At 40.6% G+C, this 20,404-nt stretch carries 23 protein-coding genes and 1 pseudogene; 16 read left to right on the top strand and 8 right to left on the bottom strand.

Annotated elements, in window-relative coordinates:
• Positions 1 to 38 precede the first annotated feature (38 nt).
• The 3 genes from RCG17_RS09870 to RCG17_RS09860 all read left to right on the top strand — a co-directional run bounded on the left by RCG17_RS09870 (position 39) and on the right by RCG17_RS09860 (position 2,270).
• A complete protein-coding gene (locus tag RCG17_RS09870) occupies positions 39 to 485 on the top strand; it encodes a CBO0543 family protein (protein ID WP_308175001.1) in 447 nt (148 codons plus the stop codon).
• 123 nt (positions 486 to 608) lie between these two features.
• A complete protein-coding gene (locus RCG17_RS09865) occupies positions 609 to 1,337 on the top strand; it encodes a gamma-glutamyl-gamma-aminobutyrate hydrolase family protein (protein ID WP_308175000.1) in 729 nt (242 codons plus the stop codon).
• A 129-nt stretch (positions 1,338 to 1,466) separates the two neighbouring features.
• On the top strand, positions 1,467 to 2,270 hold the full coding sequence (locus RCG17_RS09860) for a prohibitin family protein (protein ID WP_308174999.1): 804 nt from the start codon (positions 1,467 to 1,469) through the stop codon (positions 2,268 to 2,270).
• Positions 2,271 to 2,295: 25 nt separating this feature from the next.
• On the opposite strand, the gene guaC is transcribed toward RCG17_RS09860, so the two are convergent.
• The gene (gene guaC, locus RCG17_RS09855; protein ID WP_308174998.1) at positions 2,296 to 3,288 is read right to left on the bottom strand and encodes a GMP reductase; all 993 of its coding nucleotides are present in this window, start codon (positions 3,286 to 3,288) and stop codon (positions 2,296 to 2,298) included.
• Between the two features lie 436 nt (positions 3,289 to 3,724).
• Between guaC and RCG17_RS09850 the strand changes: the two genes are divergently transcribed.
• Together RCG17_RS09850 and RCG17_RS09845 are read left to right on the top strand one after the other, a co-directional pair.
• On the top strand, positions 3,725 to 4,078 hold the full coding sequence (locus tag RCG17_RS09850) for a DUF485 domain-containing protein (protein ID WP_308174997.1): 354 nt from the start codon (positions 3,725 to 3,727) through the stop codon (positions 4,076 to 4,078).
• Positions 4,078 to 5,631 (top strand): solute symporter family protein, encoded by a 1,554-nt coding sequence (locus RCG17_RS09845; RefSeq protein ID WP_308174996.1) that lies wholly within the window; start codon positions 4,078 to 4,080, stop codon positions 5,629 to 5,631. The genes RCG17_RS09850 and RCG17_RS09845 overlap by 1 nt, the downstream gene beginning before the upstream one ends.
• A gap of 46 nt (positions 5,632 to 5,677) precedes the next feature.
• Here RCG17_RS09845 and RCG17_RS09840 read toward each other — a convergent pair whose 3' ends face one another.
• Positions 5,678 to 6,190: a DUF3189 family protein gene (locus RCG17_RS09840; RefSeq protein WP_308174995.1), complete on the bottom strand. Its 513-nt coding sequence runs from the start codon at positions 6,188 to 6,190 to the stop codon at positions 5,678 to 5,680.
• Positions 6,191 to 6,365: 175 nt separating this feature from the next.
• On the opposite strand from RCG17_RS09840, the gene RCG17_RS09835 reads away from it, so the two are divergent.
• On the top strand, positions 6,366 to 7,151 hold the full coding sequence (locus tag RCG17_RS09835; RefSeq protein ID WP_308174994.1) for a sugar phosphate isomerase/epimerase family protein: 786 nt from the start codon (positions 6,366 to 6,368) through the stop codon (positions 7,149 to 7,151).
• 87 nt (positions 7,152 to 7,238) lie between these two features.
• Here the strand turns inward: RCG17_RS09835 and RCG17_RS09830 are convergent, their stop codons facing one another.
• Positions 7,239 to 7,367: a hypothetical protein gene (locus RCG17_RS09830; RefSeq protein WP_308174993.1), complete on the bottom strand. Its 129-nt coding sequence runs from the start codon at positions 7,365 to 7,367 to the stop codon at positions 7,239 to 7,241.
• Between the two features lie 223 nt (positions 7,368 to 7,590).
• Here RCG17_RS09830 and psiE point away from each other — a divergent pair, with 223 nt between their 5' ends.
• Positions 7,591 to 8,034 (top strand): phosphate-starvation-inducible protein PsiE, encoded by a 444-nt coding sequence (gene psiE, locus RCG17_RS09825; protein WP_308174992.1) that lies wholly within the window; start codon positions 7,591 to 7,593, stop codon positions 8,032 to 8,034.
• A gap of 54 nt (positions 8,035 to 8,088) precedes the next feature.
• On the opposite strand, the gene RCG17_RS09820 is transcribed toward psiE, so the two are convergent.
• The 3 genes from RCG17_RS09820 to RCG17_RS09810 all read right to left on the bottom strand — a co-directional run bounded on the left by RCG17_RS09820 (position 8,089) and on the right by RCG17_RS09810 (position 8,933).
• Positions 8,089 to 8,232, bottom strand: a complete 144-nt coding sequence (locus tag RCG17_RS09820) for a YvrJ family protein (RefSeq protein ID WP_308174991.1) — start codon at positions 8,230 to 8,232, stop codon at positions 8,089 to 8,091.
• Positions 8,233 to 8,456: 224 nt separating this feature from the next.
• Positions 8,457 to 8,675, bottom strand: coding sequence for a DUF2922 domain-containing protein (locus RCG17_RS09815; protein ID WP_308174990.1), 219 nt, complete (start codon positions 8,673 to 8,675; stop codon positions 8,457 to 8,459).
• Between the two features lie 39 nt (positions 8,676 to 8,714).
• Complete coding sequence (locus RCG17_RS09810) at positions 8,715 to 8,933, bottom strand: DUF1659 domain-containing protein (RefSeq protein WP_308174989.1); 219 nt, start codon at positions 8,931 to 8,933, stop codon at positions 8,715 to 8,717.
• 266 nt (positions 8,934 to 9,199) lie between these two features.
• On the opposite strand from RCG17_RS09810, the gene RCG17_RS09805 reads away from it, so the two are divergent.
• The 7 genes and pseudogenes from RCG17_RS09805 (at position 9,200) to RCG17_RS09775 (ending at position 16,751) form a co-directional block, all read left to right on the top strand.
• Complete coding sequence (locus RCG17_RS09805) at positions 9,200 to 10,129, top strand: 3-hydroxyacyl-CoA dehydrogenase family protein (RefSeq protein ID WP_308174988.1); 930 nt, start codon at positions 9,200 to 9,202, stop codon at positions 10,127 to 10,129.
• 119 nt (positions 10,130 to 10,248) lie between these two features.
• Positions 10,249 to 10,859 (top strand): annotated as a pseudogene (gene atoD, locus RCG17_RS09800) (acetate CoA-transferase subunit alpha).
• The gene (locus RCG17_RS09795) at positions 10,856 to 11,524 is read left to right on the top strand and encodes a 3-oxoacid CoA-transferase subunit B (RefSeq protein WP_308174987.1); all 669 of its coding nucleotides are present in this window, start codon (positions 10,856 to 10,858) and stop codon (positions 11,522 to 11,524) included. The pseudogene atoD and the gene RCG17_RS09795 overlap by 4 nt, the downstream one beginning before the upstream one ends.
• Positions 11,517 to 12,704, top strand: a complete 1,188-nt coding sequence (locus RCG17_RS09790) for an acetyl-CoA C-acetyltransferase (RefSeq protein ID WP_308174986.1) — start codon at positions 11,517 to 11,519, stop codon at positions 12,702 to 12,704. The genes RCG17_RS09795 and RCG17_RS09790 overlap by 8 nt, the downstream gene beginning before the upstream one ends.
• Positions 12,705 to 12,898: 194 nt before the next feature.
• Positions 12,899 to 14,323 (top strand): GntP family permease, encoded by a 1,425-nt coding sequence (locus tag RCG17_RS09785; protein ID WP_308174985.1) that lies wholly within the window; start codon positions 12,899 to 12,901, stop codon positions 14,321 to 14,323.
• Positions 14,324 to 14,342: 19 nt separating this feature from the next.
• Positions 14,343 to 15,161 (top strand): 3-hydroxybutyrate dehydrogenase, encoded by an 819-nt coding sequence (locus RCG17_RS09780; RefSeq protein WP_308174984.1) that lies wholly within the window; start codon positions 14,343 to 14,345, stop codon positions 15,159 to 15,161.
• Between the two features lie 162 nt (positions 15,162 to 15,323).
• Positions 15,324 to 16,751, top strand: coding sequence for a sigma-54 interaction domain-containing protein (locus tag RCG17_RS09775; RefSeq protein WP_308174983.1), 1,428 nt, complete (start codon positions 15,324 to 15,326; stop codon positions 16,749 to 16,751).
• Positions 16,752 to 17,154: 403 nt separating this feature from the next.
• Here RCG17_RS09775 and RCG17_RS09770 read toward each other — a convergent pair whose 3' ends face one another.
• A complete protein-coding gene (locus RCG17_RS09770) occupies positions 17,155 to 18,336 on the bottom strand; it encodes an MFS transporter (RefSeq protein WP_308174982.1) in 1,182 nt (393 codons plus the stop codon).
• Positions 18,337 to 18,491: 155 nt separating this feature from the next.
• Here RCG17_RS09770 and RCG17_RS09765 point away from each other — a divergent pair, with 155 nt between their 5' ends.
• Both RCG17_RS09765 and RCG17_RS28300 read left to right on the top strand, forming a co-directional pair.
• Positions 18,492 to 19,166 (top strand): uracil-DNA glycosylase, encoded by a 675-nt coding sequence (locus RCG17_RS09765; protein ID WP_308174981.1) that lies wholly within the window; start codon positions 18,492 to 18,494, stop codon positions 19,164 to 19,166.
• A 264-nt stretch (positions 19,167 to 19,430) separates the two neighbouring features.
• Positions 19,431 to 19,550: an LPXTG cell wall anchor domain-containing protein gene (locus tag RCG17_RS28300; protein WP_374120912.1), complete on the top strand. Its 120-nt coding sequence runs from the start codon at positions 19,431 to 19,433 to the stop codon at positions 19,548 to 19,550.
• Positions 19,551 to 19,646: 96 nt separating this feature from the next.
• On the opposite strand, the gene RCG17_RS09760 is transcribed toward RCG17_RS28300, so the two are convergent.
• Positions 19,647 to 20,378, bottom strand: coding sequence for a DUF1232 domain-containing protein (locus RCG17_RS09760; RefSeq protein ID WP_308174980.1), 732 nt, complete (start codon positions 20,376 to 20,378; stop codon positions 19,647 to 19,649).
• Positions 20,379 to 20,404 lie beyond the last annotated feature (26 nt).

The following is a 20,404-nucleotide window of genomic DNA, read 5'->3' as shown; positions in this document are numbered from 1 at the left end:
TGGGATGATTTCTTTATTAAAAAATATGGGAGAACGTTATGGTTTACTTAGTTATTTCTGTCATCATTTTTAATATCGTTGTATACTTTACCCCCAAGCATATTAGTGGAAAGGAAATTTACGCTACCGCTTTATTTTCTTTTTTATTGGGGATAAGTTTGGATACAATTTTTGACTTAAAATTAGATCTATATGGGTATTTTAAAAAGGGAATTCAATTGAAAAGCTTTTTAGCAATTGCCGGGTTATTTCCCGCCTCAGGTATACTCTTCCTTAACTTTTATCCAGAGAGAAAACCTTTTATTAAAAAAATAATGTATATCATTTTTTGGGACGCATTTTGTTTGTTTTACGAGTGGACTGCGATAAAGGCAGGGTTTTTTTATCACAATGGATGGACCTATTTAGCTTCAGCAATTGTTTATCCCATTCTCTTATGGTTTCATCTCATCCATTTGTCTTTTTTCCGTCATGTAAAGGAGTGAATTTTAGAGTCTGATTCGGAAAAGCGAATTGGATTCTTTTTCTCATCTAATCATCCCCGTGAGCCTAGAAAAGGTGATAGAATCATAACAAATAGAACAACATATTTTTGGGGGAATAGTAGAATGCATAAACCGATGATTGGCGTTTTGCCTTTATATGACGAAACAAAGGAAAGCTATTGGATGCTTCCCGGTTATATGAAAGGAATCGAAGAGGCTGGCGGAATTCCAGTCATGCTGCCGCTCTCGACAGATAAAGAAACCATTCTGACTTTGGCCGAAACGTTCGATGGTTTTCTTTTTACAGGAGGACATGATGTGAATCCTAAACTGTATGGAGAACAAGCAGAACCTGTGTGCGGAAGACCTTGTGAAGAACGGGATCTGATGGAAGCAATTCTGTTTGAAAGAGCAGTTGCCTTGGATAGACCGATATTTGGTATTTGCCGAGGAATTCAATTGTTCAATGCCTTATTGGGCGGTACTCTTTATCAAGATCTTCCTTCACAATTCCAGAGCGAAAAACAAATCCTACATAAGCAAACGCCGCCGTATGACCAGCCTGTTCATATGGTTACGATTGAAAAGAATAGCCCGCTTTTTACTATTTTAAAAGAGGAATCGATTAAGGTTAATAGTTACCATCATCAAGGAATTAAAGATTTGGCTGAACCGCTTGCATGTGCAGCAACAGCGGAGGATGGGTTAATCGAGGCTGTTACGATGCCGGGAAAAAGGTTTGTACTAGCTGTCCAGTGGCATCCGAAATTTATTTTTCAAAAAGAAGAAAAAAACATGAAGCTTTTTGAAGCATTTATTCACTCATGCCGCCATTCCAAAGTGTTTTTCTGATAGAAAAATTTGGTAAAGTTATGGTATATTAGTCTTGTAATATATGACAAAATTATGTTCTAACTAGAAGAATCATTCATACATTGTTGTAAAAATCTGCTTTTTTATGTAAAAGGGGGAGCAGGAACAATGAAATATACAAAAACAATTTTTGGCACCTTGATTGCAGTTGTTGTGTTAATTCTTGTTTTTTCGTCGGTGACCACGGTGGCATCTGGATATAGAGGAGTCCTTCTGCAGCTAGGTGCAGTTAAACCAACAATCCTTTCAGAGGGGCTGCATTTTAAGATCCCATTTCTGCAGACTGTCCAGCCGATTGAGGTTCGGGTCCAAAAAGAAGAGAGCTCGCAATCTGCTGCGTCAAAGGATCTCCAGATTGTCACCACAAAGGTGGCCGTTAACTATTCCGTTGATCCAGAGGCGGTAAATAAACTTTATCAAGATATCGGGCTTGATTATCGCTCCAGAATCGTTGACCCTGCGGTTGCTGAATCTTTGAAAGCTGTAACGGCTCAGTATACTGCGGAAGAATTAATTTCAAAACGTCCGGAAGTATCAGCGCAAGTGAAGGATATGCTTGGCAAAAAATTATCCAAGTATTATATGAAACTGGAGGATATCAACATTAAAGAATTCGCTTTTAGTGATGAATTCAATAAAGCGATTGAGTCCAAACAAACAGCCGAACAAAATGCTTTAAAAGCCCAAAGAGATTTGGACAGAATCAAAATTGAAGCACAGCAGCAAATCACCCAGGCGAGTGCAGAGGCAGAAAGCTTAAGGCTGAAAAAGCAGGAAGTTACACCGGAGCTAATTCAATTAAAGCAAATAGAAGTCCAGGAAAAAGCCTTGGATAAATGGGATGGACACATGCCAAGCGTAACAGGCGGTGCAACTCCATTTATCGATTTCAGCGGAACAGTGAAAAAGTAGAAGACGTGCTGCCAGCACGCCTTTTTTAATAGGCTTCGTAAAGTCTGTCTCCATTAAAGATCGAGTTTTTCACAATAACATAATCCACATTGCGGATCGCTTCAAGCTTGTTTCCTCCAGCATATGAAATCGAAGATTGGAGATCTTGCTCCATTTCGATCAGTGTATGTTTTAAAGAACCTTTATATTGGACAAACATTTTTTTGCCTTCCACGTTCCGCCGCTCGCCTTTTTGAAACTCGGATGCGGAACCGAAATATTCTTTAAAAAGTTTCCCATCCTTTTCAACCGTTTCCCCTGGCGATTCTTCATGACCGGCAAACAATGAACCAATCATGACCATTCTGGCGCCAAAGCGGACGGATTTAGCAATATCGCCATGCGTGCGAATACCCCCGTCGGCGATCACTGGCTTGCTTGCAGCCTTTGCGCACCACCTTAAGGCAGCTAATTGCCAGCCGCCGGTTCCAAATCCCGTTTTGATTTTTGTGATGCATACTTTTCCAGGCCCGATTCCAACTTTCGTGGCATCGGCACCTGCATGCTCCAATTCCCTTACGGCTTCGGGGGTGCCAACATTTCCAGCAATCACAAAGCTATCTGGTAAGTGGGCTTTAATATGCTGAATCATCCTAATTACCGAATTGGAATGGCCATGGGCAATATCTATCGTAATATAGTCTGGTGTAAGATGCTCTTCTGCCAGCCTCTTAATAAAATTGTATTCTTCATCTTTTACACCAACACTAATCGATGTGAATAAGCCACGAGCATTCATATCCCTAATAAAATCAATCCGCTTTTCCGGTTCAAAACGGTGCATGATATAAAAATAGCCATTTTCTGCTAGAAAGATAGAGATCTTTTCATCGATAATTGTCTGCATATTGGCTGGTACCACTGGTAGCCGAAATCGGTGCTTGCCAAGGCTTACGCTCGTATCACATTCAGATCTGGTTTCAACGATACATTTTGCCGGCACTAATTGGATATCCTCATAATCAAATACATTGTCCATAAGTTCCACCTCACATCATTACATACCTTTTTAGTATGGTGTTGTTTTAGAAATTTATGTCATAAAGGTTATCGTGAAAAATTATTATGCAAAAACATCAACAAGGTTTGGTGGAGAATTTCGAGCACAGAATGATCTGGTTTATCGTCAAAAATGCTTTGTTGATCCTTTTCAGGGGAGCACAATTACATTAGATCTATCTGAAAAATAAAGAATTCAAAAGATTAAAAATATTGTTTACATGGATTTTTTTGTATGCTATATTCATTAAGACATAACGGATATCACTTGCATCGTAGTAAAAATGTTTGATAATTTGGAGTTGAAGGAGGAATTGTTAGGGTTTACAATTTATTGTGGTTAATAATATGTCAAAAATAAATATATCGTATTAAAGTGTAAGTTAAATATACGTTATAAAACGAGGAGATGTTTTATGGGACAACAAATTCACCTTCAAGTAAAATCTGAACAAAATAGCCAAAAAGAAATACCTTATGAACAATTGGTTCAAACGGATGAATTTAAAGGATTACTAAGAAGTAAAAAGGCATTTATCATTCCTACAACAATCTTTTTCTTAATCTTTTATTTTGCCTTACCGTTGTTAGCTGCTTATACAAAAGTACTTCACACAGAAGTGATTGGGTCTATAACAGGTGCTTGGGTATTTGCTGGCTTACAGTTCCTGCTGGTCTGGATTTTAGGATTTATCTATATTAAAAAGTCAGAAAAGTATGATAATTTGGCGAAATCCATTTTACAAAAGTACAGAAAGGAGCTTTATTAATGAGTTTCCTCTCGATTATCCTTTTTATTGCCATCATAGCCTTAACTCTTGTGATCACATATCTTTCTTCAAAAAGAACAAAAAGTACTAGCGATTTTTACACAGCTGGCGGAGGGCTAACTGCCTCACAAAATGGCATGGCAGTAGCCGGGGATTTTATGTCGGCAGCTTCGTTTTTGGGAATCACCGGTGCGATTTCTTTAGTAGGTTTTGACGGTTTTTATATGAGTATCGGAAACCTTTTAGGCTTTCTCTTTTTGCTGTATTTAGTAGCGGAACCAATGCGTAACTTAGGAAAATACACACTTGCTGATATGATTACATCCCGTTTCAAATCAAACAAGGTACGTGGAACAGCTGCAGCAAATACCCTTGTTATCTCACTCTTCTATATGATTGCCCAGCTGGTAGGCGGCGGCGGCCTCATTAGTTTAATGCTGGGAATCAATTACTCGCTAGCTGTTGTCATTGTGGGTGTATTAATGACGATCTATGTTATCTTTGGAGGAATGACCGCAACAAGCTGGGTGCAAATTATCAAGGCAGTTCTATTGCTAGGCGGATCTTTTGTTTTGACTTTTTTAGTTTTTGCAAAGTTTGATTTTAGCATTATTCAGATGTTCCAGGAAATTAAGCATGCCAGCCCATTTGGCGACAAGCTCGCAAGCCCGGGAAATAAGTATCAAAATGGATTAGATATGATTTCACTTAATTTGTCGCTTGTCCTCGGAGTAGCAGGCTTACCACATTTACTTATTCGCTTTTTCACCGTTAAAGATGCAGTTACAGCCAGAAAATCTGTGGTTTACTCAACTTGGTTTATCGGTGCCTTTTTCTTAATGGTTGTTTTCTTAGGATTTGGCGCTACGGTGTTTGTAGGCTGGGATAAAATCGTAGCGGCGAATCCTGCTGGAAATATGGCAGCACCAATGCTAGCTTTATCGGTCGGCGGTGATTTCTTATTTGCCTTTATTTCGGCAGTTGCATTCGCCACGATTCTTGCGGTTGTATCGGCTCTTGTGTTAACATCGGCTTCGGCCTTTGCGCATGATATTTATGGACATATTATCAAAAAAGGAAAAATCACCGAGAAACAGCAAATGACAGTGGCTCGTATTTCTTCGATCGTTGTTGCGGTCGCTTCGATCCTGCTTGCCCTTGTTGCTAAAAACTTAAATGTTGCCTTTTTATCCGTCTTGGCCTTAGGTATTGCAGCAAGTGCCAACCTGCCAGTAATGTTACTTACGATCTATTGGAAACGTTTTAATGCGACAGGTGCGATTACCGGAATGCTAGTTGGACTAATCAGTTCCGTTATCCTTGTGTTATTAAGTCCAAATGTTTGGAATCCAAAGCCAGGTGCAGCGATTTTAACGGGAGATCCTATTTTTACGTTAGCAAATCCGACTATTTTTACAGTTCCACTTGGCTTTCTAGGCGCCATTATTGGTACTATACTAGCATCGAAGAAGAAAGCAGAGCGTGGCAGCTTTGAAGAAGTATTGTTTAAGTCCAATACTAGCTTTGGAATCAGTACCCCTGAAAATCATTAATCAATAAAAGAGTCCGTTAAGTACTATGCTTAACGGACTTTCTTTATTAAAATAATTCATTATTCAAGACAATCACTCTTTCATTTTGGGAGGAGGTTTTGGCGATATGTTTTGTATGTTCGACTAAGCGGAATATATTGTCACAGCATTTCTTGGCCCCCATGACCAATAATGGCACCCCAATCGAGTTAATGTGGATGCCTCGTGCAAAAAAGCCCCCCAAGGTCATCGCTAGCGGGACAGTTGGTGAGGTATTTGAAAAAATCACTCTTTCATCAAACTCAAACCTTTCTTGCAGCACCAAGACCAACTCCTGAAGGGCAGGTACCACCAGCTTGTGCCTTTTTCTCCCAATTGTATAAACAGGGTTCCCGTCATCATCAATGCCATGGAAAATCAGCTTCCCAAAATCAGCGTGTGTTAATTTATTAAAGTATTTTACATTTAAAATCTGTTCCGTCGTCAATTTCTGTTCCGATTGTGGCAACTGTTTTAAATGATAAGCAGCGGCCATTGAAGTAGTATGTGTACCACCATAATCATTATAAATATAGATCACAGAAATCATCCTTTATTCGTTGTCACTATAGTATGGGCAAATATACCATTAATAATTCGGAAACTTTCTAAATCAAGTGAGAGCTATACAAGGGATCCCAGTTACAGGCAACCAGTTGATTTATTTGATATAATGAAGAAAATTCTGCCAGCGTGTTTTAGAAAGTGGTGATTGTTTGCTTAAGTTAGGTTTGAAATGCTCGTACCATCCTGAACAGCTGTATGACCGCTTAAAATATCGTCCTGAAATAATTGAACTTCATTTAGTTGATGAGGATTTGTTTGGTCAAAAAAGAAGACAACTGGAAGCAACGATTTCGATGTTGAAAACACTTGGATGTGAGGTGTTTTTGCATCATCCGGCAAAATATAATGGAAGATTTTTAAATATCATCCACGAACAGCAGGAGGATTATCTTTTCTACCATTTATCTTCGAGGATACTAGCGGAAATTTGTTTAACTCATTCGGTCAAGTGTGTAATCCACCCCCATTACTTGCCGACGGATTCTTCTGCCATTACTCCTGAAAATCGGGATAAACTTTTTCATGAAATAAGCGGAATTTTAGCTTACGGGAGGGACGCCTTTCTTTGGGAGAACTCCATTGTGGGTCTATTTACAGCTGAAAATCCTAATTGGTTTGAGGACTTTATTGAGCCATTAGAATTACCGCTGACGTATGATATTAGCCATGCTTTTATATCATTCAAGGGCAACAACGTGTTATTGCTTGAGCAAATCAAAAAATTACATTCATATATTCAATATTTTCATGTTGTCGATAGTGAAGGCCAAAAACACGATAGCTTAACAGTGGGTACTGGAAAAATCGAATGGAAGCCGATCCTTCCATTTTTAATGACGAGACCATATATCTATGAAATTACTCTGAAAGACCAAACAGATGCAGTCGAAATGATTCAGAGTCATCAATATTTAATGAAACTGGCAAATGAGTAGCAAGAGTGGACAAATGAAGAAAGTCTCAATGAATCAGCTAAAGTTCATTTTCAAAAAAATAAAAAGAAAAGGTGTCGTTGCCTTTTCTTAAAGTGTGATGCGATTCGTATTTTCTGCTGCGAGTTTTTTGTCTAAATGGCGATGAACTAATATATAAACGATTCTAATGGTAATCCCAAGCACTATGATGCTGCCAATCAGCCATTGATTTATCATGTTAGATACCTCCGCTAAGGAATCGTTTTCTTTTTTGGTATTGTAATCATTATATGCCAAATTTCTTTACTTTAGTATAGATAAAATGTTTCAGGTTTTTGACATATTATACACAGAAATAGTAAAAATGGGCATTCATAATGATGCTTTTTTTAAATTTGTGTAAATGAAAAATGTGGGGTATTTGTTATGGTAAAATGGATGGTAAGTTAGGAGGTTTTTTATGGGAAGGATGAAAGAAGATTTAACCTATGTTTCACATCTAATTCCAAAGGTACTGCAAATACTATTGAATGTTGCTCTCGTTTTTTTGGCGATTATTCTCTCTATTTTACTCATCAAAGAATTAATCATTTTCAGTCAGATTTTGATCGTAAAGGGCAGTGATGATTATAAGCTTTTTCTTACGAATATTCTTATTTTCTTTTTGTATTTTGAGTTTATTACGATGATCGTCAAATATTTTAAAGAAGAGTATCATTTTCCGATTCGTTATTTTATTTACATTGGCATTACAGCGCTTGTAAGAATTATTATTGTTGATCACGATCATCCGCTAAATACCCTTTTGTACTCACTTGCCATTTTAGTTTTGATTATTGGGTATTTCATTATTAACTTAACACCACGTGAAAGGCCAAGCAGCAGCTGGTTTTTTAAAAAGTAACCACCGTATTCATTAAGATAGGAGCCTATCTTAGACGAAGACGGTGGTTTTTTTCTACGTTCTTTCCCTCAATCGGTCAGGAAGGCTTTGAATGGATTGAACGACTAAATCAAGCTTGGCCTCAATTCGGTAAAGCAAGTAAAGTGTTACCACAATCGGAAATCCTACCTCACTGATGATCGGAATAAGCTGCTCCAAGGTTGTCACCTCCTTTTCATTTTGATCATTTACTGGCCAAATGTAGAATCATGACTCGAGCGTGTAGAATCCAAGCGCAAAGATGTAGGATCTTGATTTAAAGATGTAGAAACCCTTGCCGAAGATGTAGAATCCTTCGTCAAAAATGTAGAATTCCTCCATTTTGTCACTTTAGAAAAAAGAGCCGGATTCATGAAGAAACCGACCCTTTTTCTAGCGAATGATTAAACAATCTCGTAATCTGTTACGTTGCGTTCGACGACGCGTGCACCTTGTGAGGAAACAAAGCCGCCGTTGATGGTATTGAAGGCGCCAGCTGCAATAATTTGGTCCATCGATTGCTTGACCGCTGCTTGGTCAATTGGTTCCTTTGGATTATCAAGCGTAATCTTTGCCACTTTTCCGTTCTCCGTTACAAATTGCAATTCCAATGTTTTCGCCATTAGATTCACCTCCTTATTTAGAATCAAACATTACCCAGATTAGGCTGTAATGTCTGTCGTATCATTGCGATCAATCTTGAATAGAGAATCATTGGATAAAGCGCTAAGAGCTTGGGCTACTTGAAAAAGCTGGTCTGTTGTGGCCTCCTTTTTAATATTGTTTAACGTTTTGGCTTTATAAATCGGCTTGCCTTTTTCATCCATTCCTGTTTCAAAAGTCATGCGAAGCTTTGTTTCATACAAGTTTGCTGCTGCCATGTTTATCACCTCCTTTCACCTTCTATATACAAATGAAGGAGGCAAAAGGACAGGTACTCAAAAAATATTTTTTGAATGGAGGCGGCCGATGCATAAAGAATTTTCCGTCTTTTCGGAATTTTATTTGAAAGCGCTTTCCGCAAAAGTGGAATTTTCCGCCTTTTCGGAATGTTTTGCTCGTGAATGCTGATTGATAAACGGTTCGAAAGTTGGCATGAAACTTGCAATTAATAGAGTGAATCCAGAGAAAAAGAGAGGTGAACAGCATGATCGAAAGGATTACCATCATTGGCTCAGGGGTGATGGGGAGCAACATTGCCCTATCCTTTGCCGTAAACGGCTATTCCGTCATCGTGAACGATATCAAGGAAGAATTTTTAGTAAAAGCAAAGGGCCGAATGATTGAAAATCTATCCATTCTCCTTGATGAAGGGGAATTGAATGAAGAAAGTGTGCAAACCGCCCTGGCTAATATTTCGTATTCGGTTCATTTAGATGAAGCAGCCAGAGAAGCGGATTTCATTATAGAAGCCATTCCAGAAAAAATCGAGCTGAAATGGGGGCTGTTTCAGAAGTTAGAAGCTTTGATGAAGCCGGATACCATTGTTGCTTCCAATACGTCTACTTTTCCTATTTCCCGGCTAATGGAGAAAGCTTCATTTGCCGACCGAATGATCATTACGCATTTCTTTAATCCGGCTCATATTGTTCCGTTGGTTGAGATCGTCCGGCATCGGGAAACAAAGGTGGAAGTCGTCGAAGAGATCGTAAGTTTAATCAGGAGAATTGGGAAAGAGCCTATTCTTTTGAAAAAAGAAATATCCGGTTTTATAGCAAATCGCCTGCAAACGGCTCTTATGCGTGAAGCTTTTTATCTATTAAAAGAAGGTGCAGCCACCGCCCGAGATATTGATACCGCCATTACAGCGGGGCCGGGGTTTCGCTGGGCATTTACCGGACCCATTGAAATTGCTGACTTTGGCGGACTTGATACATGGCAGAGTGTATTCGAAAATGTAGCCCGCGAGTTAGACCAGAGTACTGGAGCACCAGAAGTGATTCGTGATCTGGTCCGCGAAAACAAGCTGGGAACAAAAACAGGACAGGGCATTTATCCTTACGATGAGTGTTCTGTATCTGAAAAACTCAATGAGCGTGACCGCCTTTTAATCAAGCTTCGAAGAGTCAAAAAATAAACTGGCACGATTCTTGCAATAAAGATAAATGAAAGAGAGAAAAGCTCTAAATTGGGAGGTGCTTTTTAGTGAGTAAGGTTATTTCAGCAGAAGAAATTGGCGCACTTTTTAAAGATGGCATGTCGGTTATGGTCGGCGGGTTTATGGGAGTTGGTACCCCGCAAGGACTTATTGCGGCGATGCTTGCAGCAGATGTTAAGGATATTACGCTGATCGCAAATGATACCGCTTTTACAGAAACAGGGGTTGGTCCATTAATCGTCTCCCGCAAGGTAAAAAAAGTAATTGCTTCCCATATAGGGACAAACCCGGAAACAGGCAGGCAAATGATTGCCGGGGAGATGGATGTAGAGCTTGTTCCCCAAGGGACTCTTGCTGAGCGTGTCCGCGCCGGGGTTCAGGACTTGGCGGCGTATTGACACCGACTGGAGTTGGAACCGTTGTGGAAGAAGGCAAAGTCAAGATGATGGTGGATGGACGTGAGTATTTGCTTGAAAAACCGCTTCGTGCCGAAGTTGCCCTTTTAAAGGCACACAAAGCAGATAAAGCAGGAAACCTGATTTATAACCGTTCAGCCCGCAATTTTAATCCGCTAATGGCTTTGGCTGCTGACCTTGTCATTGTGCAGGTAGAGGAATTGGTTGAAATAGGCGATATTGATCCGGATGAAGTAATGACTCCAGGCATCCTGGTGGATAAAATTTTTGTGCAAGGAGGCTGTTCGTCATGATGGGTACGCTATTAAGTCCAAAACAGATCATCGCAGCACGGGTTGCAAAAGAGATGAAAGATGGAGATGTTGTCAATTTAGGGATCGGCCTTCCAACAATGGTGCCTAATTATCTGCCTAAAGGTGTTAATGTCATTCTTCAATCTGAAAACGGTTACGTTGGGCTCAAGCCACTAGAGGGAGAGATTGACCCGGATTTGGTGAACGCCGGCGGCCAGCCTGCAGGCATTATTTCCGGAGGTGCTTTTTTTGACAGCTTGTTCTCGTTTGAATTGATTCGCGGTGGACATGTTGATGTTACGGTATTAGGCGGTTTGGAGGTCGATGCTGCAGGTAATCTTGCCAACTGGATGGTGCCGGGAAAAATGGTGCCGGGAATGGGCGGCGCTATGGACCTGGTAACAGGAGCTAAAAAAGTCATTGTGGCGATGGAACATACAGCCAAAAACGGTTCAGCAAAAATCCTTGAAAAGTGCCGCCTGCCTTTAACCGGGAGTGAAGTTGTTGACCTGATCGTTACCGAACTGGCGGTATTCCGAGTAACGGAGGATGGATTGGTTCTTGAGGAGCTTCAAGAAGGAGTTGACCTGGAAACGGTTAAAGCAAAAACGGAGGCTTCGTTTATCGTAAGTCCAACAATTTTAGGAGGAAAAATGAATGCGTGATGTTGTGATTGTCAGTGCTGTTCGAACACCAATTGGGAGCTTTATGGGAGCTCTTAAAGATACACCGGCAATAGAGCTGGGAGCCATTGTCATTAAGGAAGCAGTAAAGCGAGCAGGTATCCATCCCGAGCAAGTAGATGAAGTGATCATGGGGAACGTCCTTCAAGCAGGCGGCGGCCAGGGGCCTGCCCGCCAGGCTGCAATCAAAGCAGGCTTGCCAATTGAAGTCACCTCGATGGCGATTAACAAATTATGCGGTTCCGGTCTCAAGGCCGTTCATCTGGCGGCACAAGCGATCCAGACAGGCGAAGCGGAGATTGTGGTCGCAGGTGGCATGGAAAATATGAGCATGGCTCCATATCTGTTGACACAGGGGCGTACGGGTTACCGTATGGGCGATGGAAAAATCTTGGATAGCTTGCTTCAAGACGGTCTGCATGATGCTTTTTATCATTATCATATGGGAATAACAGCGGAAAATGTGGCTGAGCAATATGGATTAACAAGGGAAGAACAAGATGAGTTTGCCGCCTGGAGTCAGCAGAAAACTGAAAAGGCTATTACCGAGGGAAGGTTTAAAGAAGAAATTGTTCCTGTCAAAATACCAAAGCGTAAAGGGGACCCGATTATTTTTGCAAGAGATGAATTCCCAAGGGCTGGTGTAACGGCGGAACAGCTGGCAAAGCTTAAGCCTGCCTTTAAGAAGGATGGAACGGTTACAGCAGGGAATGCTTCCGGGATCAATGATGGTGCAGCTGCATTTGTCCTGATGAGCAGGGACAAAGCAGAGGGACTTGGGATTTTGCATATGGCTGTGATCCGAAGTAATGGTACAGCAGGGGTAGATCCGAAAATTATGGGAATCGGTCCTGTGCCTGCAGCCAAAAAAGCCTTGGGCAAAATGGGCCTGACGATTGACGATATCGATCTTGTCGAAGCAAACGAAGCTTTTGCGGCCCAATCATTGGCAGTTGGCCGTGAATTAGAGATTCCTAGAGAAAAATTAAATGTTAACGGTGGGGCGATTGCATTAGGCCATCCGATTGGTGCCAGTGGAGCGCGGATTCTCGTCACATTGTTGTATGAAATGAAACGGCGCAATTCCCGATATGGCTTAGCAGCCCTATGTATTGGCGGCGGCCAGGGGATTGCTACTATTGTGGAAATGGAAAAAAACTAGATTAAGATTTTGATACCAAAAGCTTTGTTTGGTGAAATATTCATTCGTTTTTTACGGAATAAATGCAAATTTTGCGAAATACCATGTAAAAGTGGCCAAATCAATTCAAACTCAAGAATTTATTGGGGGATCTGCACAATTGATTATTTAGAGGGGTTTCAGAAAAAAGAGAGAAAAAGATTAGGGGGATGTATATGGAGATATTTGTTATATTGCTGGCGCTCGGACTTTTAATGTTTGTTGCCTACCGCGGTTATTCGGTTATCCTTTTTGCACCGATTTGTGCCCTTTTAGCTGTATTACTAATCGCACCAGCCCATGTTTTGCCGTTTTATTCCGGCGTGTTCATGGAAAAAATGGTTGGATTTATTAAATCTTATTTTCCTGTCTTTTTACTGGGAGCAATCTTCGGTAAGGTGATTGAAATGTCAGGGATTGCAGAGTCGATTGCCAAGACGATTGTCCGTTTAATTGGCGCCAAACGTGCGATGTTAACAATCGTGATCCTCGGAGCAATTTTAACGTATAGCGGGGTAAGTTTATTCGTAGCCGTTTTTGCTATTTATCCTTTCGCCGCACAAATGTTCAGAGAAGCAAATATTCCAAAACGTTTAATTCCGGGCACGATCGCACTAGGTTCATTTACCTTTACAATGGATGCATTGCCAGGGACACCGCAAATTCAAAACGTTATTCCGATTACCTTCTTTAAAACCAATATTTATGCTGCGCCAACACTGGGAATCATCGGTGCGATCGTTGTCATTGTGCTAGGGTTAACGTACCTTGAGTTGAGAAGGAAAAAAGCGCAAAAAGCAGGCGAAGGCTACTACGGATTTAAAGAGGAAACGGCTGCTGCACTTGAAGAAGCGGTTGAGCCTGTTGCTGATTTAACAACCAGCCAGCCTGTCTTAAGACAAATCTTTGCTTTTGTTCCGCTCTTGCTTGTAGCGGTGATGAATAAAATCTTAGTTACTGCCATTCCAAAATGGTATCCAAATGGTTTTGATTTTGCATCTCTTGGCCTGAAAGCGTATACAGTGGATGTTGCTGCCAATGCTGCTATCTGGGCTGTCACCATATCGTTGCTTGTTGGGATCGCTACAGCACTATTATTTGATATGAGAAAAGTAACCGTTGATTTAAAAACCGGGCTTAATCTGAGTATTGCCGGAGCATTGCTTGCTGTGATGAACACCGGATCTGAATATGGTTTTGGCGGAATTATTTCTTCACTTCCAGGTTTTGCAAAGATCAGCGGCGGAATTTCTGGTACTTTTTCTAATCCGCTTGTAAACGGAGCTGTTACAACTAGTACCTTAGCCGGTGTAACTGGGTCTGCCTCAGGCGGAATGGGGATTGCGTTAAGTGCGATGGCAGATAAGTACAACCAAGCGATTGCCGCAGCCAATATTCCTCCAGAAGTTATGCACCGTGTTGTGGCAATGGCCTCAGGCGGTATGGATACTCTTCCGCACAACGGAGCTGTAATTACGCTGCTTGCTGTTACTGGACTAACCCACAAACAATCTTATCGTGATATTTTCGCTATTACTCTGATTAAAACAGTTGCAGTGTTTATTGTTATTGGGGTCTATACAATTTTTGGTATTGTTTAAGAAAGGGAGGGAGTTATAAATGGATAAGGCTGAAGAAAAAAAATCGGTTTATACGACAAAATTGCTTGAAGGAAAAACTGCCTTTATTACGGGCTCTGCCAGTGGTATTGGCTTGGAGATTGCCAAAACCTTTGCAAATGAGGGCGCAAATGTTGTCATTTCTGACATGAATGCAGAAAAATGCGACTTAGTAGCCAATGAATTAACAGAGCAGGGATTCGAAGCATTCTCGGCACCATGTGATGTGACAAATGAGCAAAGATTTAAAACTGCCCTTGATGCTGTGTATGAGAAATTTGGAACGATTGATATTTTAGTCAACAATGCCGGGCTTCAATATGTTGCACCAATTGAGGAATTCCCTACTGAAAAGTTTGAGTTATTGGTAAAAATTATGCTGACAGGTTCTTTTATTGGAATCAAAAATGTATTTCCAAAAATGAAAGAGCAAGGTTTTGGCAGAGTGATCAATATGGCTTCCATTAATGGTGTCATTGGTTTTGCGGGTAAAGCTGCGTACAACAGCGCTAAGCATGGGGTTATTGGGTTAACAAAGGTTGCAGCATTGGAAGGCGCTGCCCATGGAATTACCGTCAATGCATTATGTCCGGGCTATGTTGATACACCGCTTGTAAGAGGTCAAATGAAAGATTTAGCGGCAACGAGGAATGTCCCGCTTGAGAATGTCATTGAGGAAGTATTGTTCCCGCTTGTTCCACAAAGACGTTTATTATCTGTTACAGAGATTGCTGATTATGCTGTTTTCTTGGCCAGTGATAAAGGAAAAGGAATCACAGGCCAGGCCGTTATTTTAGATGGCGGTTATACAGCTCAATAATTTTCCAATAAGACCCTATTCGATGGTTAAATCGAATAGGGTTATTTTTTTTGATAATTTATCCATGTTTTGGTATGCTGCCATTTGGCAGTTTTTTTTATCTTAAAAAAGCAACCTTTTTTTTGCTATAATAAACTTATACGTATGGGGGGTGATATGTTCATGAACTTAGGTATGGTAGAAATCCCGAATAATTGGCTTGAGGAAATTATTAATCTATCAGCTGAACGTATTGTAGTGGTGAATCGTGAGGGGATTATTTGCTATATCAATTCAGCTTATTGTGATTTTATAGGAACAACAGTTGAAAGCGCTTTAGGGAAACCTGTCCAAGATGTAATCGAAAATACCCGCATGCATATTGTCGCCAAAACAGGCCAGAAAGAGCTGGCCGCGCTTCAGCCAATCCATGGAACGGAAATGATTGCAAACCGCTATCCTCTGATTGTGAACGGTGAACTGGTTGGTGCATTAGGGACAGTCATTTTTCGAAATCCAGATGAACTAAGGCTTTATAAAAATAAAATTGAACATCTCGCCGAAGAGCTTAACTTTTATAAAGCAAAAGCTGAAAAGGAAATGAAAAGCAAATATCGTTTCGATGATTTAATTGGGGTGAGTCCATCGTTCCTGACGGTAAAAAAATTAGCAGAACGTATATCAGGAAGTCAGTCGTCTGTTTTCATAAAAGGTGAATCGGGAACGGGCAAAGAACTGTTTGCCCACGCGATCCACAACAGCAGCCTGCGGGCATCACACCCATTTGTCCCGATAAACTGTGCATCCATTCCAGAACACCTATTGGAATCGGAGTTATTCGGCTATGAGGATGGCGCTTTTACCGGAGCTAAAAAAGGCGGAAAAAAGGGTTTGTTCCAGCTTGCCCATAATGGAACCCTGTTTCTTGATGAAATTGGCGATATGCCGCTTTCGATGCAAAGCAAACTATTACGTGCTCTGCAGGAAAAAGAAATCCATCGAATCGGCGGCCATAAATCGATCCCAGTGGATGTGCGGATTATTTCAGCCACCCACCGCAATTTAGAGAAAATGGTTGATGAAGGTACGTTCCGTCAGGATTTATATTACCGTTTAAATGTGGTGAAAATTGAGATCCCGCCGCTTAGGGAACGCAAGGATGATATCGAATTGCTTTCTATTAAATTACTCGAGAAGCTGGAAAAGAAATTTTACCGCAAAGGCATCCAGCTATCTTCACGAGTCATCGAAAGGCTTCAGCGGCATAAATGGCTGGGAAATATTCGTGAACTGGAAAATGTGCTGGAACGAGCGATCAATGTCTTAAATGGTAACAAGATAGAGTTAATCCACCTTCCGCTTTATTTACAAGAACCAGCAGCAGAAACTAATCATAATCAGCACAATGACACCAACACTCAAACAAATCACTTAGCGGCCATCATTCCATTGACTCCTAAACCGTTAAAAGAAATAGTAGCTACAGTTGAAAAGCAGGCAATCTTAAATGCTCTAGCAGTTGCCAATGGCAATAAATTGGAGGCTGCGAAAATTCTGGAAGTAGGCAAAACAAGCTTTTATGAAAAATGCAAATTATATCAGATCAAATAAACATTCCCCGTTCTTTTGTGGATCGGGGTATTTTTTTCGAGAAGGCTCGTTGGTGCCCAAAATGGGGGAAAGTGACCTCTCAAAGTCATTGAGAGGGTCCATCTGCCCATCAGTGCCCGAGAAGGCCGAAAAATTGCTCTCAAGGTCATCGAGAATGGTTGTCAATGCCCATGTAGGCAGAAAAAAAGCTCCCAAGGTAATCGAGAAGGCCCGTCAGTGCCCGTGGTGAGAAAAAAGTTGCTCCCAAGGTCATCGAGAGGGCCCATCGATGCCCAAGAAGGTGGAAAAAGAACTCTCAAGGTCATTGAGAATGATTGTCGATTCCCAAGAAAGCAGAAAAAAAGCTCTCAAGGGCATCGAGAAGAGAAGGCGTACCGATGACTCTGAAAGCAATTAGAAGATTTTATGCTGTCATTTTATTTGAAACTTTTGCTTCCTTGATCATGATCTGAGATAAACCAGCCGTAATACAGCCGACAAGACCAATCAGGATAAATCCTTGCTTCAATGTCAACCAATCCCCGAGGATCCCCATCATTAAAGGACCAACGAACATTCCCAATCCGTAAATAGCTTGGTAAAATCCCATCGCAGTAGATCTTTTTCCCGGATCAACATCCTTGATACTCAAGGACATTAAAATCGGATTAACAATCCCTCTACCAATACCTGCCAGGGCTTGTGTTAAAATTAACATCCAGATACTGCTGGTAAAAGGAATCGAGAGGGTAAAAATGCCCGTCAAAACGAACCCTGTAATCACTACTTTTTTTTCACCAAATTTATAAGTTAAGTAGCCCCCGCCAACCCAGGCGGCAATCGCCGAAGGACAGGTAGAAAAAAAGGTCAACAGCCCCATATCAAATTTAGTAGCCCCTAATGATTGGGCAAAAACAGGCGTGAATCCAAAAACGGTCGCAAAGGTTAATAGCTGGGACAGGATCGCTAGAAACGATACCGTTAAAAGGACCTTGTCGCTGGCAACCTGTAAAACAGCTTTGGTGGTAATGCTTTGTGCTTTTTCATCAAAACGCTCCACGATAAAGAACCCTACTAATAAACCTGCACCACCAACAACTGCACCTATTAAAAAGGAGGATTGCCAGCTAAATTGATCCGCAAACCATCCACCGCACAAAATCCCAAGCATTTGGCCGGTCATATTATAGAATGAGATCGTTCCAATTGCTTTGCTCGTTTCTTCCTTTAAAAAATAACTAGTAAACAGGATCGTAAAATCAACCCAGGTTGCTGCAGCTGCTCCTGCCAATGCACGAAGAACTAAGATCCAAGTAACATTTTGACTGATGAGAATCCCAGCCCCTGACAAGATGGAAAAAATCAGTCCAAAGAGAATGAACACTTTTCGTTTATGAAATTTGTCGGAAAGAACTCCAACCGGTATTCGCAGCAGCATTTGGCTTAAACCGTACATCCCTACAATCAGTCCGGCCATTCGATTGGATGCGCCCAGGTCTTTTAAGTAGGCTGTTAAAATGGGAACACAAGTATACATAGAAAACCAAAAAACAAGTGTCACAAAACAAAAAAGTGGTATTCGATTATTAAGTTTGCTAGATTCCAAGGCGTTCACTCTTTCAATAAGGTAATTAGTTTTTATTTTAATCTAAATATGAACGGCAGTAATCTGAAAAGTTTTGAAAATTCTCCAAAAACATATTAACTCTTTTGTCATTTATAATAGATATAGGAATTTAAAGAATCGAGTGTGGAGCGATTATGACCATTTTAAAAAATGATTGGGCACCTTTACTGGAAACGGAGTTTGCGAAATCCTATTATCAACAGTTGAGAAAATCCCTTTATAACGAGTACCAAGCGAGCACCATTTATCCCGATCAGTACGATATTTACAATGCATTGCATTATACGCCATATGAAGACACAAATGTTGTAATCATCGGTCAAGACCCGTACCATGGTCCTGGACAGGCCCATGGATTAAGTTTTTCAGTGAAGCCAGGGGTAGTCATTCCACCATCCTTGAGAAATATCTACAAAGAATTGCAGGATGATTTGGGATGTTATATTCCAACCCATGGCTATTTGGTTGAATGGGCAAAACAGGGAGTATTAATGTTAAACGCGGTATTAACTGTCCGAGCAGGAACTCCCAATTCGCATAAAGGCCTTGGATGGGAAATGTTCACGGACAAGGTCATTGAAACATTAAATAAGCGGGAAACACCAGTTGTTTTTATCTTATGGGGAGCTTTCGCCCAGCAAAAACAGCAATTGATCACTTCATCGCAGCATTTCATCATCAAGTCGCCCCATCCAAGTCCGTTTTCGGCGAACCGAGGCTTCTTTGGGAGTAAACCATTTTCGCGTGCCAATGCCTTTTTACGAAAAATTGGCCGCAAAGAAATAGACTGGCAGATTCATAATCTCTAAAATGGCTAAGATGCAAATTCTACTTCGGACAAGGTACCGCCCAAAAATTGTGCCAATGTCCGAAGTAGAGGTAACTTCGGACAAAGTACAGCCAAAAAGTGTGACAGTGTCCGAAGGCTGAGCATCTTCTTACAAATATGTTTCTCGACACTCATATAACCTTAAACTTTTAAAAGTTAAGGTTATTTTTTTGAATATAAATGGTTCTATTTTTCTGTTCTATTTTTCCTAAATACAAAAGCGGACAGTAGCAACAATACGCAATTGAAGGCAGGATACACATTGCCTAATACTGGTTCTGCAGTGGATTCTACGGTTCTATTACTTTTATCTCTATTAATGATAGCAGCAGGATTCATTTTAAGAAAACGTGCTTTAAATTAATTAAAGTATTACCAATTGGTTAATTATTCAAAGGGAGGCTGATCACCTCCCTTTTTTTGACGAAATAATTTCATATTTCGTTGAAATAATTCCATTCTAGATGTTCGGCTCAATGTTTTCGGTACTAACAGGAATGAAGTCTGGATTTTTGTTTATATAGGAAAGTAATATTTTGGATAGCTTTAAAAAGATAAAACCGGTCACGATTGCATCGTCTGTATAACCTCCGCCGACGATAAAATCTGGAATGAAGTCGATTGGGTTGATAAAGTATAGCAAAGCTGCTGCGAGCCAGGCACGATCTGATTTTGATAGATTTGAAGAATGAAAAAAACATAAATACATTGCCCGCAACTGTTGGATCATGACGGGAAACCCACTTACATGATAAAGTTTTAATAAAAAACCATCCTTAAGCTGTGATGAGACATCATAGCTCAAACATTGTTTGTAAAGGCTCTTAACGAATTGATATAAGACGGCGTAATTGATAAGGGGGCGCTCTTCTTTAGGGTTTTCATCGATGCTGTGGATGCGGTCTTGAACTTCGTAAAAAGCGAGCAGTATTGTTTCGTCGTTGGAATCTTTATACCCTTTATATAAATTAAACGCTTCTAATAATAGTGGACTATCAAGTATATTTGCGATGATGTGAATTTCCTCGACTGTTGCTTCTCTTTTGCCGTTTATGACTCGTGAAATCGCGGGTTTATTTGTTTTTACCACTTCGGTTTGATTCATTTGTTTAACTAGCCCTTCAGCGCTTATGCCTTTTTTATGTAAAAGAAAGCGTAAGCATTCTCCGAAGTCGTGTATAATCTCAGTCATGTATAATCACCCTACAATAGTATAGC

Source organism: Neobacillus sp. PS3-12 (genome assembly GCF_030915385.1).
Lineage (GTDB): Bacteria > Bacillota > Bacilli > Bacillales > Cytobacillaceae > JAEVLT01.
The sequence above is the reverse complement of the archived record's forward strand: the minus strand, read 5'-3'. Positions and strand labels throughout refer to the sequence as shown.

What these genes read in the sequence shown, in the direction of transcription:
- RCG17_RS09805 (WP_308174988.1), top strand. Translation starts at nt 9,200, where the DNA reads ATGATCGAAAGGATTACCATCATTGGCTCAGGGGTGATGGGGAGCAAC.
- RCG17_RS09810 (WP_308174989.1), bottom strand. Translation starts at nt 8,933, where the DNA reads ATGGCAGCAGCAAACTTGTATGAAACAAAGCTTCGCATGACTTTTGAA.
- RCG17_RS09760 (WP_308174980.1), bottom strand. Translation starts at nt 20,378, where the DNA reads ATGACTGAGATTATACACGACTTCGGAGAATGCTTACGCTTTCTTTTA.
- RCG17_RS09815 (WP_308174990.1), bottom strand. Translation starts at nt 8,675, where the DNA reads ATGGCGAAAACATTGGAATTGCAATTTGTAACGGAGAACGGAAAAGTG.
- RCG17_RS09795 (WP_308174987.1), top strand. Translation starts at nt 10,856, where the DNA reads ATGATGGGTACGCTATTAAGTCCAAAACAGATCATCGCAGCACGGGTT.
- RCG17_RS09785 (WP_308174985.1), top strand. Translation starts at nt 12,899, where the DNA reads ATGGAGATATTTGTTATATTGCTGGCGCTCGGACTTTTAATGTTTGTT.
- RCG17_RS09850 (WP_308174997.1), top strand. Translation starts at nt 3,725, where the DNA reads ATGGGACAACAAATTCACCTTCAAGTAAAATCTGAACAAAATAGCCAA.
- RCG17_RS09845 (WP_308174996.1), top strand. Translation starts at nt 4,078, where the DNA reads ATGAGTTTCCTCTCGATTATCCTTTTTATTGCCATCATAGCCTTAACT.
- RCG17_RS09870 (WP_308175001.1), top strand. Translation starts at nt 39, where the DNA reads ATGGTTTACTTAGTTATTTCTGTCATCATTTTTAATATCGTTGTATAC.
- RCG17_RS09780 (WP_308174984.1), top strand. Translation starts at nt 14,343, where the DNA reads ATGGATAAGGCTGAAGAAAAAAAATCGGTTTATACGACAAAATTGCTT.
- RCG17_RS09765 (WP_308174981.1), top strand. Translation starts at nt 18,492, where the DNA reads ATGACCATTTTAAAAAATGATTGGGCACCTTTACTGGAAACGGAGTTT.
- guaC (WP_308174998.1), bottom strand. Translation starts at nt 3,288, where the DNA reads ATGGACAATGTATTTGATTATGAGGATATCCAATTAGTGCCGGCAAAA.
- RCG17_RS09790 (WP_308174986.1), top strand. Translation starts at nt 11,517, where the DNA reads ATGCGTGATGTTGTGATTGTCAGTGCTGTTCGAACACCAATTGGGAGC.
- RCG17_RS09860 (WP_308174999.1), top strand. Translation starts at nt 1,467, where the DNA reads ATGAAATATACAAAAACAATTTTTGGCACCTTGATTGCAGTTGTTGTG.
- RCG17_RS09865 (WP_308175000.1), top strand. Translation starts at nt 609, where the DNA reads ATGCATAAACCGATGATTGGCGTTTTGCCTTTATATGACGAAACAAAG.
- RCG17_RS09775 (WP_308174983.1), top strand. Translation starts at nt 15,324, where the DNA reads ATGAACTTAGGTATGGTAGAAATCCCGAATAATTGGCTTGAGGAAATT.
- psiE (WP_308174992.1), top strand. Translation starts at nt 7,591, where the DNA reads ATGGGAAGGATGAAAGAAGATTTAACCTATGTTTCACATCTAATTCCA.
- RCG17_RS09830 (WP_308174993.1), bottom strand. Translation starts at nt 7,367, where the DNA reads ATGATAAATCAATGGCTGATTGGCAGCATCATAGTGCTTGGGATTACC.